14 protein-coding genes are annotated in these 16,495 nt (G+C 62.7%); 3 read left to right on the top strand and 11 right to left on the bottom strand.

What is annotated here, in order from left to right; translation table 11 throughout:
* Positions 1-70: 70 nt before the first annotated feature.
* The 11 genes from CK944_RS16510 to CK944_RS16460 all read right to left on the bottom strand — a co-directional run bounded on the left by CK944_RS16510 (position 71) and on the right by CK944_RS16460 (position 13,425).
* Entirely contained in the window at positions 71-1,600 is a 1,530-nt protein-coding gene (locus tag CK944_RS16510) for a thymidine phosphorylase family protein (RefSeq protein WP_103174174.1), read from the bottom strand.
* Complete coding sequence (locus CK944_RS16505) at positions 1,597-2,955, bottom strand: MBL fold metallo-hydrolase RNA specificity domain-containing protein (RefSeq protein ID WP_103174173.1); 1,359 nt, start codon at positions 2,953-2,955, stop codon at positions 1,597-1,599. The genes CK944_RS16510 and CK944_RS16505 overlap by 4 nt, the downstream gene beginning before the upstream one ends.
* 7 nt (positions 2,956-2,962) lie before the next feature.
* Positions 2,963-5,347, bottom strand: a complete 2,385-nt coding sequence (locus CK944_RS16500) for a xylulose 5-phosphate 3-epimerase (RefSeq protein ID WP_103174172.1) — start codon at positions 5,345-5,347, stop codon at positions 2,963-2,965.
* Positions 5,348-5,432: 85 nt separating this feature from the next.
* Complete coding sequence (locus tag CK944_RS16495; RefSeq protein WP_103174171.1) at positions 5,433-5,738, bottom strand: hypothetical protein; 306 nt, start codon at positions 5,736-5,738, stop codon at positions 5,433-5,435.
* 77 nt (positions 5,739-5,815) lie between these two features.
* Positions 5,816-6,790, bottom strand: a complete 975-nt coding sequence (locus CK944_RS16490; RefSeq protein WP_239986117.1) for a ribose-phosphate pyrophosphokinase — start codon at positions 6,788-6,790, stop codon at positions 5,816-5,818.
* Positions 6,787-8,901 (bottom strand): heavy metal translocating P-type ATPase, encoded by a 2,115-nt coding sequence (locus CK944_RS16485; protein ID WP_103174169.1) that lies wholly within the window; start codon positions 8,899-8,901, stop codon positions 6,787-6,789. Before CK944_RS16485 ends, CK944_RS16490 begins: the two co-directional genes overlap by 4 nt.
* Positions 8,902-9,110: 209 nt before the next feature.
* Positions 9,111-10,166, bottom strand: coding sequence for a type II glyceraldehyde-3-phosphate dehydrogenase (locus CK944_RS16480; RefSeq protein WP_103174168.1), 1,056 nt, complete (start codon positions 10,164-10,166; stop codon positions 9,111-9,113).
* Between the two features lie 246 nt (positions 10,167-10,412).
* Complete coding sequence (locus CK944_RS16475; protein ID WP_103174167.1) at positions 10,413-11,060, bottom strand: isoprenylcysteine carboxylmethyltransferase family protein; 648 nt, start codon at positions 11,058-11,060, stop codon at positions 10,413-10,415.
* Positions 11,057-11,302 (bottom strand): DUF2933 domain-containing protein, encoded by a 246-nt coding sequence (locus tag CK944_RS16470; RefSeq protein ID WP_103174203.1) that lies wholly within the window; start codon positions 11,300-11,302, stop codon positions 11,057-11,059. Before CK944_RS16470 ends, CK944_RS16475 begins: the two co-directional genes overlap by 4 nt.
* A gap of 177 nt (positions 11,303-11,479) precedes the next feature.
* Positions 11,480-12,955 (bottom strand): multicopper oxidase family protein, encoded by a 1,476-nt coding sequence (locus CK944_RS16465; RefSeq protein WP_103174166.1) that lies wholly within the window; start codon positions 12,953-12,955, stop codon positions 11,480-11,482.
* Between the two features lie 74 nt (positions 12,956-13,029).
* Positions 13,030-13,425, bottom strand: a complete 396-nt coding sequence (locus tag CK944_RS16460; RefSeq protein ID WP_239986116.1) for a hypothetical protein — start codon at positions 13,423-13,425, stop codon at positions 13,030-13,032.
* Positions 13,426-13,624: 199 nt separating this feature from the next.
* Between CK944_RS16460 and CK944_RS16455 the strand changes: the two genes are divergently transcribed.
* From CK944_RS16455 to CK944_RS16445, 3 genes are all read left to right on the top strand, one after another.
* The gene (locus CK944_RS16455) at positions 13,625-13,963 is read left to right on the top strand and encodes a cytochrome c (protein ID WP_103174165.1); all 339 of its coding nucleotides are present in this window, start codon (positions 13,625-13,627) and stop codon (positions 13,961-13,963) included.
* 339 nt (positions 13,964-14,302) lie between these two features.
* Positions 14,303-14,476 (top strand): DUF305 domain-containing protein, encoded by a 174-nt coding sequence (locus CK944_RS16450; protein WP_239986115.1) that lies wholly within the window; start codon positions 14,303-14,305, stop codon positions 14,474-14,476.
* Between the two features lie 338 nt (positions 14,477-14,814).
* Positions 14,815-16,011 (top strand): hypothetical protein, encoded by a 1,197-nt coding sequence (locus CK944_RS16445; RefSeq protein ID WP_205049076.1) that lies wholly within the window; start codon positions 14,815-14,817, stop codon positions 16,009-16,011.
* Positions 16,012-16,495 lie beyond the last annotated feature (484 nt).

Genomic DNA, 16,495 nt, shown 5'->3' with positions numbered 1-16,495 from the left:
TCAGGCTCAGGCTAGATGTGGCGGGGCATGAGAGAGACGCGCTACGCCTCGATGTTGACCAGGGACCAACTTATGCCTCGATCTCAATTATGTCGGCGGCCTGCGCAGCGTAATCGATCGCGTATGCCAGTTCGCCGGGCGTCTCCGCGTGGAGGTGGAGAAGCGGCTGTCCACTGTCCACCCGATCACCCAAGCCAACCTTCATGTGGATGCCGGCTGCCTTGGCTTCCGGTGCGCCTGCAAGCTTGGCAAGTCGGGAAAGCTTGCGGTTGTTGATTTGAACAACCCGTCCAGCATGTGGTGCTTCCAGCGGATGGACATGGACCGCCTTGGGTGGAATGCGCATCCCGCCCTGAGCCTCGCAGATCGCCTCGAACTTCTTCCAGGCACGTCCGTCGGCCAGTGTTTCGAGCGCGAGCGCCAAACCTTTCCCGGTCTCGGCTTTCCCGCCGATCTCGAGTGCTGCGCCTGCCAATATGGCGGCGCGCATGCGTAGATCATCCGGCGCGCCAGGCGCATCCTGCAGAACGGCCAGCACGTCGAACGCTTCGAGCGCGGGACCGATGCCTCTACCGACCGGCTGCGACCCATCGGTTTGCAGGCATTTCGCACTCACGCCGAACCGGGAGGCGATTGCCATAATCCGCGTGGAAAGGTGAGATGCCGCAGCTTCGCTGCGCACCTTGGCGGTGGGTCCAACGGGGATATCTATGACGACATGGGTGGCTCCCGCGGCGATTTTCTTGGAGAGGACGGAGGCAATGAGCTGGCCCTCCATATCGACGTCGAGTTCGCGTTCAACGCGTACGAAGATGTCGTCAGCCGGGCTAAGATGGACCGCTCCGCCCCAGACGATGCACCCTCCTTCGGCGTCGACCACGCGCTTCATGGCAGCGATGTCGAGGTCGACGGGAGCGAGGGCCTCCATCGTATCGGCGGTGCCTGCGGGCGAGGTGATGGCTCGTGATGATGTTTTTGGCATCACAAGCCCATTGGCTGCGACGATCGCCACGACGATGGGAGTAGTCCGGTTCCCCGGCAGGCCGCCTACACAATGTTTGTCGACGACAACAGGGGCATCCCATTGCAAGCGATCGCCGACCCCAATCATTGCCCCGGTTAGGTAGGCGGTCTCGTTCTCGTCGAGCGGCAAAGCCGCACTCGCCGTCAGGAACGCAGCCAGTTGAACATCCGTGTAACGGCCGGCGACCACGTCCTGCACGATCCCCGTGAAGGCAGCCGCGTCGAGCCGGTTGCCATAGATGCGTCGACGAACGCTTGCCAGCGACTCGAGCGCGGGTGCATGCGTGACTCGGGCCTCTGCGCCCTCGGCGATCCCCAGCATCTCCCAGGCCGTTTCGGAAAGCCCGACTTCATCGAGGGCCAGTTGCCCATCGCCCTCCACCTGGAAGAGCGTTGCCTGCAGTTCCCGGCCACCGCCGGAAACGAGGACCTGCGAGCGCGCAGAAAGCCCTTCTGCGCGGCAAACATGACAGTCGGTCCGCATGACGACAACCGGCTGGTGTTGGGTGTGCAATCGCAGACGCCGAACACGAAGCGTTGCCTGCTCTGGTCCGGGAGAAGAGTGGAGCGTGGTCATAGATCGAACACCTGATCCTGGCGGGACACAGTGGCATTCCAGCCGAGTTCGCGGTCGATCCGGATCCTCAGTGCCTCGGATGCCGTGTCCTCACCGTGAACGATGAAGACGCGTGACGGCTCGCGCCGAAACTCCAGAAGCCAGCGCATCAACTCGTTGCTGTCGGCATGGGCCGAGAGCACCGACAGATTTTTGACCTCCGCCCTGACCGGTATCCAATGACCGTGGATCTTGATCTCCTGCGCGCCCTGAACCATTGCGCGGCCCCGGGTTCCGGCAGACTGGAATCCGGAAAACAGGATCGTGTTTTTCGGATCGCCCGCGAAGGATTTAAGGTGATGAAGCACGCGGCCACCAGTCGCCATGCCGCTGGCAGAGATCACGACTTTGGGCCAGACGTTGGCAGTGATCGCCTTTGAGGCTTCGACGTCACGGGTATAAGTGGCGACTGCACAGATCGCCGTGCATTCATCATGAGTCAAGCGATGATCCTCGCTGTGTGCGTGAAGCAGGTCCGTGGCGTTGATTGCCATCGGACTATCGAGATAGATCGGCACCGCCTGGAGCCTGCCTGCCGCGCGAAGCTTCCAGAGATGATAAAGGATAGATTGCGCACGACCCACTGCGAAGGCGGGGATGACTACAGTGCCCCCGCGGCCGGCAGTTCGCTCGATAACCTCGCCCAGCACTTCGGTTGTGTCGGCGGGATCGTGAATGCGGTTGCCGTAGGTTGATTCGACGACAATGTAGTCAGCGTCGGCTACGGGAGCCGGATCGGGCAGTACTGGATCGCCATACCGCCCGAGATCGCCCGAGAACGCGATGCGTCGGCCGCCCCATTCGATATCGGCGCTGGCCGCACCGAGAATGTGGCCGGCACGGCGGAACGTCAGGATCGCGCCAACGGGAAGCTGAAATGGCTGGTCGAATGGAACAACTGTAAAAAGTTCCATCGCCCGTTCCACATCTCCCACACCGTAAAGCGGTAGCGCCGGCTTGTGCTTGGAGAAGCCCTTGCGATTGGCGTATTCGGCATCCTTCTCGTTGAGAAATCCGCTATCCTTGAGGATCAACTCGGCCACGTCACGCGTCGCCGCGGTGGCATAGATCCGACCCTTGAATCCATCGCGCACCAGTCGCGGGAGATAGCCCGAATGGTCGAGGTGGGCATGGGTGAGCACCACGGCATCGATGCTGGACGGCGGCACTGACAGCGGCGTCCAGTTCAACTCGCGCAGGTTCTTGAGCCCCTGGAAGAGGCCGCAATCAATCAGGATGCGCTTGTCGCCGTTGGTGAGGAGGTGTTTGGAGCCAGTGACGGTACTTGCGCCGCCGAGAGAGGTTAGCGTCAGCATGATGACCTCAGATGTTGAATGCGGTGATGTTAGCGGGATCCCCGCGGCCTTCCACGGCGTCCTGTTCATCCGGAGCAAGGAGGTCATCCCTGCTCCAGCCGGTGAGTGGAACAGCGGCGTCGATCAGATGCGCCCAGGTGCAGCGATTGGCGAATAGCATCCCTGGCACGTCCAGTGTGCCGCCCCGGCTGATGTAGCCGCGCGCAGCCGTCGTCCGCGGGCCGGAATCCAGTCGCCGGAGCAAGCCGAGCATGGGTTCTGGCCGCGTATGGGAAACGATCAGGCGCGGAATGCCCGGTGGAAACAGGGCAGCCAGGTTCTCGTCGCTCGCTGTGAAAGCGGCCTCAATGGGATCACGGGGCGTGCGGAAGCGGCCTGGTTCAGAGATCGCCGTCACGAGCACGTGGCGACCATGGCCCCTGAGCCGATGGGCCGCCTTCAGGGCCTCCTCGAGCTGATAGGCGCCGATCGCCACGATTTGCAGCTCGGCTCCTTCCGTCTCGTCCTGCACATGGGCAGCACCATCAGTGACGAAACGGGTGGCGGCCTCAGCATCGAAGCGGTGCGGCATGTCGCGCTTGGAGACGATCAGGCACCCCACCTGACCGCGGCCCGCGTAGATGGATCGGAGCGCAGCCATGGCGCTGTTCGCATCCACCGGGAAAAGCACCCGCGAGGTGTCGGACATCTCGCCCAGCAGCGCCTCGCCAATGGTCGGGTCCTGGTGTGACTGTTCGTTCTTCGCGTTCTCCCAGGTATGGGAGGTGACGACCAGCGGCACCGAAATCCAGCCCGGCTTCTGGCCGGCTTCGCGCTGCCGCCGGGAAAAGACGATCTCCTGCCGCATACCACCAAGCATCTTCATGGCGAAGGCTTCGTAGCTGACGATCAGATTGATCCCATCCTTGTTGGCCAGCGCCGCGCCCGCAACCGCTTCCTCATTGAGTGCAGTGATGACCGCACCGTCGATGGCATCGGCAACGCCGGGCTCAGTGGTATTCACCCGGTGGCGCAACCGGTCGAGTGTTGCTCCCATGTGGTTGGAGCGCAGCTCGTCGGGATTGCCCACACGCGGGCGGAGTCCAGGGTTGGCGTTCACGACGCGGACAAACCAGCGGTCGAGCGCATGCATGGCGCAATCGGGCGGATCGCCTGAGACCATCCAGTCCGGCTCGGGCAGGTTCGGTGCGGCCGGGCTGCGCAATGCGAGCGCATGCCGGCTTTCCGGCTCTCGTCCCTGCTTGCGATAGACGGTGATTTCCGCGGCAGCGCTTTCGATTTCCCCGGCGGGAACGAACAGCGCTCGCGCCGCCTCGTTGAAGGCGTCTCTCGCCAGCTGGTCCTGTGCGGGATTGCCGCCGAGAGGTAGGTTGTGCGCCGCGTTGGTGTCGGCGCCTGGAAAGCCGAAGCCCTTGACCGTCTCGGCAATGACATAGGGAATAGGCGCCGGGTAGGTGCGGGCAGGATCGGACGCGAAACGTTCAAGTCGCCTTTCAGCCTCAATGATCGCACAGGCGAAGGCCGTAGGATCACGGCCATCGATGATGAAGGGATCGAAGCCGTTGAGCTTCAGGTGGTCGGTGAGCCAGTCCGCACCGCCCTGCTGCGCAATCTGGGCACGTTCCTCTATGCGCCGGCCGTTGAGGATCATGACTGGAATTGGGAGGCCAGAATCTTCAGCGCGCCACCACCGGGGCGTCCAGTCCGAGCCGCGCTGCTCTTCGAAGGCCCCGTCGCTCAGGAAGGCGACGAGGCTTTCGCCGGGCAGCGGCGCATGGACGTACTGAACTTCGGCGAAGCCGAGATAGCCACCCTCCGAGATGGCACCGGCGGTGTTCGGACCGGCATGACTGCCGAGCGGGACTGCCGCAGCGCCGTGGGCGTCGATGGCATAGGAGTAGAAATCGGCGGCAAGCTGCGAGAGACCCCTCTCGCTCCGATCATAGCGGCCCCTCTGCGCAGGAGAAACATCCCCCGTCAACGCGTTGACCGCCTCGATCGCGGCGACAGAATGGCCTTGTCCCATCATCCATGAACGGGTTTTCGCGCTGATCGCGTTGGCGGCGAGATAGCCCACGAAGGCCGGCACCATGTTCAGGGATCCGCCGGTGTGGCCCTCGGGCGTCTTCTTGAACGCGTCGGCAGGCAGCGGTGCGCCGGAAAGGTCGACACGTTGGGCATAGGTCATGTGGGCAACAGTCCACATTGCGGCGGAGGACAGGCGGTCGGCAGCCGCGAGCAGCCTGTAGAACGCATCGACGTCGGGTATCTGCCCGCATTCAACGAGCAGGTACCCGAGTTGCTGAGCACGTTCCCTAGTCTCCGGCGCGTGCCTGATCACACCGTAACCCTCTGCCCAGGCAACATAATCAGTTGATAGCTCACGGTTCATTGAAAGGACCTTCCCTGGAGATCGAATGTGCCGGGTTCCCGTACGGCGGAAACCCGGCGGGGACGGGGATTGGGAACCCCGCTGCCTAGAAAAACACCCTGTCGGCGAGCAGGATGCTCAATCCCACCAGCATGGCCCAGCACAGCCAGTAAAGCACCTTCATCCATGGTGCCTCCAGTCGGCCGAGATCCCGCTGGATGGCATGCTTGTCGTACATGCCCCAGCCATGCATCAGGACTCCTGCGAAAAGCACGGGCACGGCAAGGTCGGCCGCGTACGGCGCCGCCAGAACTCCCAGACCACCCCCAAGCAGGCCGGCCCCGAAGGACGATGCCAGTTCCGCCCGCTTGAGCCGGGATCCCGCTTTGGCCGTAACGTTGTGCTGTTCCATTGTACTGCTCCTGCGAGGGGGGCGCTTCACCGTCCGGCCGTCCACGGGCGTGGATCGCTGCCGGGAAAGAAGTCCGCCTATTCCACATCGTCTGGCGGTTCCGGCGGTCGTCGATGCCGAATGAGATCGGCCTCATCGCCGGACGCAGACGCAATCGCCCTGGCGACCAGGGAGGCGAGCCCGACGGCATTGCTTTCGTGGGGTACGGAGTCTGTCGAGACGATGCGGTCACAAAGGGTTGTGAGGCGTTGAAAGGAATCGTCCGCGAATATTCCATGCACCACAGCAACCATGGGCCGGACAAAGCCTTGCAGCGGAAGCATGCGGGCGGCCTCAATCAGTGTACGGCCTGACGACGCTATATCGTCGGCAAGCACCGGCTGCAGGCCGCGCCATTCGGAAAGGTCCGATAGCTCAACCTCAACATTGCGGTCGCCGTGGCGCACCTTGCGCAGCACAGCGTGCGGCGCACCGATGCGTGCCGCGATCGCCGAGACCCATTGTTCGCTTTCCTTGTCAGGGCCGATGATCAGGGGTTTGTCGACTTCGGCGGCGATCCAGTCCGCCAGCAGCGGCGCAGCATGCAGTGTATCTGTGGGGATCGTGTAGAGAGGCGACAACGCCGCATAGCGATGGAGATGCGGATCTACAGTCACCAACCGGTCGAAGCTCGCCGAGACAAGCCGCGCGAAGCTCCTGGATGTCACCGCCTCTCCCGGCTGAAAGCGACGATCCTGCCGCATGTAGGAAAGGTAGGGGGCGATCAGGTTGACCTGACGGGCGCCCAGATCTCGCGCTGCATCGGCCGCGAAGATCAACCGCAGAAATCCGTCGTCGGGACGCGCCAGTGTGCAAACCAGGTCGACTACCTTGTCCTTCACCTCAGAAAGGATGCGGACGTAAGTCTCGCCGTCAGGAAAACGCCGCGTTTCCAGCGCGCCCAGTTCCCATCCTCCTTCGTCAGCGAGACGGCGCGCGAAGGTTTCGTTACCCGGCAACGGAAGGATCACTCGCATGGCGGGAGCTTCCAGGTATGCGCTTCTTGTCGTCATGTGTGCCTCCTGTAAGAGCGCAGGAACTGAGCGTTGATGGCGACGATGATGGTGCTGGCCGACATGAATACGGCCGCAACAGCAGGGGTCATCATGAAGCCGGTCCCGAAGGTAATGCCGGCCGCCATCGGGATGGCGATCGCATTGTAGCCGGTCGCCCAAGCGAGGTTCTGAATCATTTTGCGATAGGTGGCCCGGGACAGACCGAGGATAGCGCCCACGTCGCGTGGGTCGCTGCGCACCAGAACCACATCGGCAGATTCGACGGCAACATCGGTGCCCGCGCCGATGGCGATCCCGAGATCGGCCACCACGAGCGCAGGCGCATCATTCACCCCGTCGCCGACCATGGCAACGGAGAGCCCTCGCGCTTGGAGCTCCTCGATCTTTTGGGATTTCTGATCCGGCAGCACTTCGGCGAAGTATTCGGTGATTCCGAGTTCCTCGGAGACCGTTTTTGCGACGCCCTCGGCGTCGCCGGTGAGCATGATCGAGCTGATCCCGAGGGATTTGAGTTCGGCAATGGCATCCTTCGATTCCGGGCGAACGATATCAGCCAGCGCAAAGAGTGCCCGCGGCGTACCGTCGCGGACGAGCACGACAACAGTCTTGCCCTGTCCTTCCAGATGCTTGAGGCTGTTATGGGCAATGGCGTTGCCCTGCCGTGCCAGGTGCCCAGGGCTGACGATACGCACATCTTGGCCGTCCACCTTGGCCACGATGCCTTCGCCGGTGATGTTGCTAACGTCAGTTGCCTTGGGAATGACCAGGCTTCGTTCCTTCGCCTCGGCCACGATGCCGTGAGCGATGGGGTGCTCGGACTGGCTCTCGGCGGCTGCGGCAAAGCTGAGTTCCTCGTTTTCATCGCCATCGGCGAGCAATACGATGTCGCTGACACCGAAACGACCCTCAGTTAATGTGCCGGTCTTGTCGAACACGACCGCGCTGAGATTGCGCGCCCGCTCAAAGGCTGCGCGGTCGCGGATCAGCAGCCCGTTGCCGGCCGACAGCGACGTGCTGACCGCGACCACCAACGGGACAGCAAGGCCGAGGGCGTGAGGGCAGGCAACGACCATGACCGTCACCATGCGTTCGATGGCAAATTCGAGGGGCGCGTCGAGGAAAAGCCACCAGACGAACAGCGTGCCGAATCCCACAATGAGTGCTATGTAGGTCAGCCAGGCGGCCGCACGGTTGGCGACATCCTGTGTCCGCGATCGCGTCGCCTGCGCCTTTTTTACCAGTTCGATGACCTGCGACAGATAGGTGGCGCCGCCTGTCGCCGTTACATTGATGGTAACGGCGCTGGCCCCGTTTATCGCACCGCCGATGGCGGCGGCACCGACCCCCTTGGTCACGGGCCGCGATTCGCCCGTGAGCATGGCCTCGTTGAAACCGGACGAACCCTCGATGATCTGGCCGTCCACTGGAACCTTTGCACCGGGCCGTACGATGACCTTGTCACCGGGCTGAAGGGTTGAGATTGGCACCTCCTCCGACGATCCGTCAGCCTTGATCCGCGTGGCTGAATCCGGAAGGAGCCGCACCAGTTCCTCGAGCGCGCGGGATGCTCCCATGACCGAACGCATCTCGATCCAGTGACCGAGCAGCATAATCGCGATGAGAGTCACCAGTTCCCAGTAAAGTTCTTGGCCCGGAAAGCCGAACGTGACGGTGACCGAAAAGAAATAGGCAGCCGAGATCGCAATCGAGATCAGGGTCATCATGCCGGGCTGGCGTTTGCGCAGCTCGGAGGTAAAGCCCGTCAGAAACGGCCATCCGCCATAAAGATACGCAATGGTTGAGAGCACGAAGATGACGTAGCGGTCGCCAGGGAACGCCAGAGTCTCTGCGATGCCAAGCCAATGCTGGATCATCGGCGAAAGCAACAGGATCGGCGGCGTCAGCGCCAGAACCAGCCAGAAGCGGCGCCGGTAGTTCGCCACCATCGCGCCGTGGTCGTGACCGCCGTGCCCGGCATGCTCGGAATGGCTGGAGCCGGTGGCGGCAATAATCTGCGAGTCGCCGCGTTGGCCTTCACCATCGCGAGGCGCGCTCGCATGCGCCTGATGGTTCTGATGGCCATGGTGGTGGGAGTGTGGAGAGCTCATCAGTTGCTCCTGTCCTTACTTGTGCGGCAGAGCCGCGAGATGACGTTGCTCTTGCGTATCAGTGTGATGCTGGCGGTGCGGCGACTGGCCGGGCCGTGTTGCCGCGAGCGATCCCAGGCCCTGAAACAGGTGCTATCCGGTTGAGGCCATCTCATCGTGAAGTACGCGATGCGCGTCCGCGACAGGAACGGGGCGAGGGCCGACATCGATCAGCCTCGCCCCAGTGCATCGGCTATCGCGCCGATGCCGAGCGAGCGGTCCGTGGCAGCGACCGAGCGCTCGGCGTGGCGCTCCTGCCCGGTCAGGGCGCGGATGGCGTCGATCGTTTCGGGGATTACGATCGCCTGGTTGTCGACCATGTAGGCGTAGAAGAGCTCGTCGCCTTCGACCCTCAGCATGTCAGCCCAGAGCGCCACCTCGTAGAGGTTGTCGTGGGGGCGCCCGAGGTCGGCCATCATCTCCTTGACGGCGTTGATCGCCGAAAGGCCGTCGCCGATCTCGACGAGCGCGATCCGCGAGGAGGCGCGGAACGAGTTGAGCACCTCGTCCTTGCTCGCGGCGCGGGTCAGCTGCACGGTCCAGTAGTGCAGATGCGCCAGCGTTTGCGGCACCTTCACCGCCATCGTCAGGACGTCCAGCTCGGGGTCGACGCTTTGCGCGTCAGGTCCTTGATGGCTCGGGATTTCGGGTTCGGGCACCAGCGTGTTCATGATGCCGCCGAGATGGCTCTCCCACGGGTCGGTGGCCCGCCGCAGCAAAGTCCCGCGGGCCTTCCGGAGCAGCCCGGCGCGCTTGAGCGCCGTCAGCGTTCGGACCGTCGATGTCGTGTTGCACGAGACGACGCGGGTACAGTCGCGGCCGATCGCGCTCTCATAGTTCGCGTCAGCGACGAAGGAATGGCCGGTGACCTCGTGCTTCTCGCCGCCCTGGAGGATGAACTTGGCGTTCTTCTGCCGGTAGACTGCAACATTCCTTGCGGCCACGTTTTTCGGCGTGCAGTCGACGACCACGTCTGCGGTTTCCAGCAGATCGCCAAGAGCGCCCGCGAGGTCGAGCCCCGCCTTTCGCATCGGATCAAGCCGTTCTTCCGTGGCGGCGAAGATGGCGTAGCCCTTGGCCCCTGCCACTCGAATGCGCCAGTCGGATGCGATATCGGCGATGCCGGCCAGCTCCATATCGTCTTGGAGGGCAATTGCGTCAGCGACCCGTTTGCCAATCACTCCGTAGCCGTTGACAGCGACGCGCGTTCTCGCTTGCTGGGTCATGATCTTTACTCCTTTGCTCTGTTGGTTCGCCGCGCCCGGCTTCGCGGACAGGCTCTGGGGACGGCGTGGGGCGAAAGGCCCGAATGTTCCGCGGCCGGACGGTGGTTTGCTGTAAGAGGATGCCGTTGGACGGAACGATAGCAGTCGCGATCTCTCCGAGCCCGAAGCCGGGAAGGCCGGCGCCGAATGCAAAATCGACACGCTCGCTCGCGTGAGGGGCCGGCGGCAGGAGATCGGCGTGGCCCCTCATGTCCGCTCCATCCGGCGCCGACGCGGCACAAACGCCGGCACCGTCGCGGCGTAACGCCGCCAGGCGGCGCCGAACTCCACCTCTGCCTGCTGTTCCTCACTGCGGGCCAGGCGCACGTACATCGCGACCAGGACCGGGAACATGGCGAGGGTCAGCAGCGTCGGCCATTGCAGCAGGAAGCCGAGCAGGACGAGGACGAAGCCCGCGTATTGCGGATGCCGGATGTGCCCATAGGGGCCGCCGGTGGCGAGCGTGCCGGACCGCTGCGCCGTGTAGAGGACGCGCCACGCTGCCCCGATCAGCATGAAGCCCGCCCCGATCAACACGAAACTCATAAGGTGGAAGGGTCCGAAGTGCGGGTTGGCCTTCCAGCCGAACAGCATCTCGAGCAGGTGTCCGGCGTCATGCGACAGCCAGTCGACGCCGGGATAGCGGGTCTGAAGCCAACCGGAGAGCAGATAGAGCGTCAGCGGAAAGCCGTACATCTCCGTGAAGAGCGCGACAATGAACGCGCTGAACGCGCCGAACGAGCGCCAGTCGCGCGCGGTCTGCGGCTTGAAGAAGCTGAACGCGAACAGGACGAAGATCGCCGAGTTGACGATGACGAGTACCCACAGGCCGTAGGCAGAACCTGTTTCGGTCATTTCTCGTCTCCGCGGCCTGACCCGCCGCCATGACCGTGACCGCCGCGATGCATGAACAGATGCATCACAAAACAACCGACGAGCAGCAGAACGAGGCTCGCATTGCCGGCGAACAGGTGGATCCGATGCTCGTACGCGAGCAAAAACGCCGCCACTGCGAGGAATGCGACGAGGGTGAAGCCGGTTCGGCTTCTCCAGAAGCTGCCGCTCGGCTGCGGCTCATGTTTGCCATGATTATCCATCGCGGCTTTCCCCTTTTGGGTCCGTATTTCGGCAGCCGGAGTGGCTGCCATATCCTTGCATCGCGTTCGAGCGGCTTCGCGTTGATGCATAGGCGCCTTGCGACATCAGCATGCTTGTGCCTCCTTCTTGCCCATGTCAGGACGCCGAGGATCCGGCGTCCTCTGCCGTCGCCTGACCTATGCGCCGACCACGAATTCGGTCATCATTCCCGTCGCAAGATGCGGCATGTGGTGGCAATGAAGCATCCAGCGCGCAGCCTCGCCGGCGTCGAGCGCGATATCGACCATCGACATCGGAGGCACGTAAACCGTATCCCGCCGCGGACCTGAGACCGCACGTCCATTCAGCCCAACGATCTGGAACACATGCCCGTGCAGATGCATCGGGTGGCCCATCATCGACATGTTGTGGAACGACAGAACGACCCGTTCGCCGCTTCGCCCGGCGACCGGCCGGTGCTGGCCCCAGACGGCGCCGTCGATCGTCCACACGTAGGGCTGCATTGAGCCCCCGAGCATGACCACCTGGCTGCGATCGACGGGCCGTTCCGGCAAGGCGTCGAGGGCGACCAGGCGTGATTCCTGGGCAAGGTCGGCGTCGAAGGCAGGTGCGTCGGTGTCTGCCAATCCGGGCATGCGCCGCACTTCTGCCCCTTGCGTGGCGAGGACAAGGCCGGTGCGCTCTCGTGCGCCTTCGCGCAAGGCGAGAATCGGCCAGGCGCCGCCCTTGTTCGGCAGATCGATTTCCAGATCCAGGCGTTGGCCCATGGCCAGCCCGAACCGGCTGCCCGAGATGGGCTGAACGGCATGTCCGTCTACCGCGACGAGCCGGCTCTTTGGTGTTCCGGTCTCGATCCAGAATACGGTGGCTGCGGCGGCATTGATGACCCGCAGTCGGATACGGCCGCCGCGCTCGACCTGCACCACCTCGGGGTCGGACAGGGTGCGGTCATTGGCGAGATAGGCGTCCCAATCATAGTCGTTGAGGTCCATGGCCATGCCGCCCATCGCCATGTTCCCCATCGGCATGCCTCCCGAGGCTCCGTGGTCCATGCCCGGCATCGCGCTCCTGTCTGCCATGGGCATGCTAGGTGCTGCGCCGTGCCCGCCGCCATGGCCGTCACTGATCTCGGCCAGAACCTCCTCGGGGTGCTTGAACGAAAAATCGTGCAGGAACAGCACGACCTCCTGCCGGTCGCCGATCAGGTCGTCCGGCGACCGAACGATCAGCGGCGCGGCAAGAAGCTGCATCTCCTGGATCGGCACATGGCTGTGCATCCAGAATGTGCCTGGCAGCGCCTCGAAATCGTAGGAACGGGTCTCGCCCGGCGCAAGAAGGGGCAACGGCATATCCGGCACGCCGTCCTGTGCGTTGGGCGGGATCTGGCCGTGCCAATGGATGATGGTACCCACGTCGAGATCGTTGGTCAGGTCGACCCGGAACCTCTGTCCGGGGTCGAGAACCAGACCCTGGCCGCGCGGCCCGGAAAGGCCGAGGACAGTGGCCGCGCGTCCGTCGATGTCGAGCGTGCGGGTTGCGGCAGACAAGGCAAGAGGCGCTGCCACCTGCGCCATGACGGCGCGAGGAAGATGAGCGGTGGCGAATGCCGCCGCACTTGCGGCAAGAAAGCCGCGTCGTGAAAGGGGGTTCATTGGTGTCTCCTCGGGACATTCCTGTCCCGCTCGTCAAAGGCAATGGAACGCGGCCGGCCTTGGCCGCGATGCAATCAGACGAGACGGAGTTCTGGAGGGCGTTCGTTCGTACCAGGCGCCAGGCTGGCAGGGATCGTCGTGGAAGGCAGGTCCTGGCTGGCAAACCCGTAGCCGCGTATGGCGTTCCCGCTGGGCGACGGCACGAAGACCGACAGACCCGCGCAAAGGATTTCACATGCTCCAGCATGGTCTGGTGCGCAGGGTTGTTCTTGCTCACAGGAAAGCTGGGTGTCCGCCGTCTGCATCAACTCACTGACACTAACAGCATGATGGGGCTCGGCGTCCAAACCAGCAGCTTGCGCGGAAGTCACCGTCGTCATGACGACGATCGCGAACATGGCAAGCATGGTGACGAGCCGGGCAAACATACCGTAAGTATAGATGCTGCTTTCGAAAATGTCCAGTGCCACCGGCAACTCGCTTCAGGTAGACCCCGAATCCAGCGTGAAGCCGACCGACGTTTCGTTGTCTGCGGAGATACAATTCTTGGGACCAAACTTTCGTAATCGCGTCCTGATCGCATCGCTCACTGGGGCTGCAATCTTGGAGGTTTTCGCTGGGTGACACAGTTTCAGACCTGCGTACACCGTCGCGGCGTCTCTAGATGTCATCGAAGAGGGCCGGCAACTCTACGCTGAACAGTGTGCGGCCTGCCACGGTGTACAGTTCGAGGGGCAACCGGTCTGGAAGACACCCCTTCGGTCCGGGCGTCTCCCTGCACCACCGCACGATGCAAGCGGCCACACGTGGCACCATCCCGACAACACCCTGTTGCGGATCGTGGAGGAAGGCACCGCCGCGATCGTGGGGAACGGCTACAAGAGCGACCTGCCAGGGTTTGCCGATGTCTTCGGCGATGCCGAGATCCGCGCCATGCTCGCCTATATCCAAAATACGTGGCCGGAGCACGAACGCACCTACCAGGAGAACGTATCGCAAGCACGCTGAGGCGGCCGTGTCGGTTTGGGGCACGTTCTGATCATATGATCCGCAGACCGAACTGGCATGAGCGTTGCAGTTTCCACTCCATAAGGCTCGCTCCACGACCGTCCAGGCCGCTTCCGCTGAAGCCCACAAGGGAAAAATGCAAACGAAGATCACCGCCGTTCTAGCTGTGATCGCGCCGCTGGCATCCGCTCGCACCGTCCATGCCCAGACGCAGGGAGGTGCCGCGGGCAAGTGGCACGGCTCCTGAATGTCCGCCGAAGCTGCCGACATGAGCAGCATAGGCAACATGGGCGACCATCGGGCAATGATGATGGAGGCATGAGGGCGCCGCACGGGTTCATGATGAACGAGGATCCTGACCTTGCCTTAGCTTGTGGCATGATCCTCCATCACCAGGGTGCAGTCAGCATGGCCAAGGCCGAACTCGAGCATGGGGACGACGAAGAGAAACGCGCCCTCGTCGAAGAGATCTTCGCGGCGCAGGAGCGTGAGACCGAACAGCTCACCACCTGAATAGAGGCTCAGCGCCAGTAACGTCAGGGGGGATGGCCGGCGACCGGGTCAATGGCTTAACTCACCACTCGAAAGGGGCCAGACACCCATACTGCGCGGAAACCTTGGTGTTCTCCGTTGAAGCTACCAAATAGAAGTGGGATACTGGGATCGGCATGATTGAAGAAGCCTTTGGGACCAATGTTGGTGGGATCGTCAATTGTTTACCTGGCGTGTGAAGCACGCCCGATCTTGGCGCTGCTTCGGGCAGTCCATTGATGAACGGTCCTGGCTCCAGATCCCCCGATCGAGTTCATGACATCACGGACCGACTCAACAGGAACTGCTTCTGCATTACATTGGACACTCCAACGCTGCGCGAAGCCCTGGACCAAGAGGCTGGAGACCCGGCGTTTTTCGAGACGTTTATCCGCCCCAAGGCGCACCTGTTCTCGCACGTGCCGGTGTTTCTTTCAGCCGCCACCGTGGACGAGATGCGCGAGATCGCAGTGGCTGTCGAGACCACCGCACAACTCGCGGCATATAAAGCCGCAGTCCTCTCCTGGGCGCCGGAAATCGCTCGGGTAGATCACGGCCCGCTTGGGGTGCTGATGGGCTACGACTTTCATCTTGGCGAAGACGGTCCCCGGTTGATCGAGATCAATACCAACGCCGGCGGAGCTTTTCTCAATGCCTTCCTTGCAAGGGCGCAGCGCGCATGCTGCGCCGAAATGGATTTCCCCGCCACGTCACAAAGCTTCGAGGATGCGGCCTTTGGCATGTTCCAGAACGAATGGATTCGGCAGCGGGGAACGGGCGCGCCACAACGCATCGCCATCGTCGATGACAGTCCACCGGAACAGTATCTCTACCCTGAGTTCCTCCTCGCGCGGCAAGTTTTAGTGGGACGAGGCATCGACGCGGTCATCGCCGACGCCGGCCATCTTCGCTATGAGGATGGTCGGCTCAGCGTCGATGGTAAGACAATCGATCTCGTTTACAACCGGGTCACCGATTTCGCCCTGGATCAGCCTGAGCACAAGGCATTGCAGGAAGCCTACCGTGATGGCGCGGTTGTCGTAACGCCGAACCCGCACAACCACGCGCTCCTTGCCGACAAGCGCAACCTTTCGCTTCTTTCGAACTCCTCGACAATTGATGCATGGGGAGTCGACCCGGGAATTCGGGCCGGGCTTGCAGCCGTTCCACGCACCGTCCTGGTGGATCCCGACAATGCTGATGCACTTTGGAAATCTCGCAAGGACCTGTTCTTCAAGCCAACCGGCGGACATGGCGGCAAGGCGGTATATCGGGGCGACAAGCTGACGAAAGGAGTCTGGGCGGAGATCGCAGGGGGCGAATACGTTGCCCAGACGCTGGTCCGCCCCAGCGAGCGCATGATCAAGATCGACGAGATTCAACAGACGCGCAAGATGGACGTGCGACTGTATACCTATGATGGCCAAGTGCTTCTGGTGGCCGCGCGCCTTTATCAGGGTCAGACCACGAACTTCAGGACGCCAGGGGGCGGGTTCGCGCCGGTGTTCGTGATCTAGGACTACAGTTGCCGCGCAAGGCAATTGGGACCAAAAGCAGGCAGGGCTCTTCGCGTCTGCGGCAGTAAGAGGCTGTCTTCATCAACCATGCCCCAAGGCCACCAACGCTGTGGTGTAGGTTCATGGTCCTCAGGGGGAACGCAGACTAACGTCCGCGCTTTAGCGTGGGCGGCAAGGATCATGATCAGTAGCAACGCAAGAGGGGTAATCACAGCACTTGCTCCGTGCGTCGCCGCTCGCTCAGGCCGATCAAGCTTCCCATCAAGTTGAGCTGGCCTTGCTGGAAAGCGCGGGTCATGCCCCGTAGGTAGCCTCCTGTTGCAACCAAGTTGAAATGTCCTCGGCTGCGCAAAGTAGGAGTGTCTCACCGAGGGTGGGCAAGCATGGCCGGGCAGGGCGGAGACATCCGCCATCGCAGCCCTGACCGGCCATGCGTTCAGAGCCGCAGCTTTCGACGTTCGTTTGGCGAGTAGAAGGCGCGCAC

The sequence above is a fragment of the Paracoccus sp. SY genome, from assembly GCF_002901215.1.
In the GTDB taxonomy this organism is placed as follows: Bacteria; Pseudomonadota; Alphaproteobacteria; order Rhodobacterales; family Rhodobacteraceae; genus Paracoccus; species Paracoccus acridae.
The sequence above is the reverse complement of the archived record's forward strand: the minus strand, read 5'-3'. Positions and strand labels throughout refer to the sequence as shown.

Bases quoted from the DNA above. Each gene is read 5' to 3' on its own strand.
- CK944_RS16510 (WP_103174174.1), bottom strand. From the start codon at position 1,600: ATGACCACGCTCCACTCTTCTCCCGGACCAGAGCAGGCAACGCTTCGT.
- CK944_RS16505 (WP_103174173.1), bottom strand. From the start codon at position 2,955: ATGCTGACGCTAACCTCTCTCGGCGGCGCAAGTACCGTCACTGGCTCC.
- CK944_RS16500 (WP_103174172.1), bottom strand. From the start codon at position 5,347: ATGAACCGTGAGCTATCAACTGATTATGTTGCCTGGGCAGAGGGTTAC.
- CK944_RS16495 (WP_103174171.1), bottom strand. From the start codon at position 5,738: ATGGAACAGCACAACGTTACGGCCAAAGCGGGATCCCGGCTCAAGCGG.
- CK944_RS16490 (WP_239986117.1), bottom strand. From the start codon at position 6,790: ATGACGACAAGAAGCGCATACCTGGAAGCTCCCGCCATGCGAGTGATC.
- CK944_RS16485 (WP_103174169.1), bottom strand. From the start codon at position 8,901: ATGAGCTCTCCACACTCCCACCACCATGGCCATCAGAACCATCAGGCG.
- CK944_RS16480 (WP_103174168.1), bottom strand. From the start codon at position 10,166: ATGACCCAGCAAGCGAGAACGCGCGTCGCTGTCAACGGCTACGGAGTG.
- CK944_RS16475 (WP_103174167.1), bottom strand. From the start codon at position 11,060: ATGACCGAAACAGGTTCTGCCTACGGCCTGTGGGTACTCGTCATCGTC.
- CK944_RS16470 (WP_103174203.1), bottom strand. From the start codon at position 11,302: ATGGATAATCATGGCAAACATGAGCCGCAGCCGAGCGGCAGCTTCTGG.
- CK944_RS16465 (WP_103174166.1), bottom strand. From the start codon at position 12,955: ATGAACCCCCTTTCACGACGCGGCTTTCTTGCCGCAAGTGCGGCGGCA.
- CK944_RS16450 (WP_239986115.1), top strand. From the start codon at position 14,303: ATGATGAACGAGGATCCTGACCTTGCCTTAGCTTGTGGCATGATCCTC.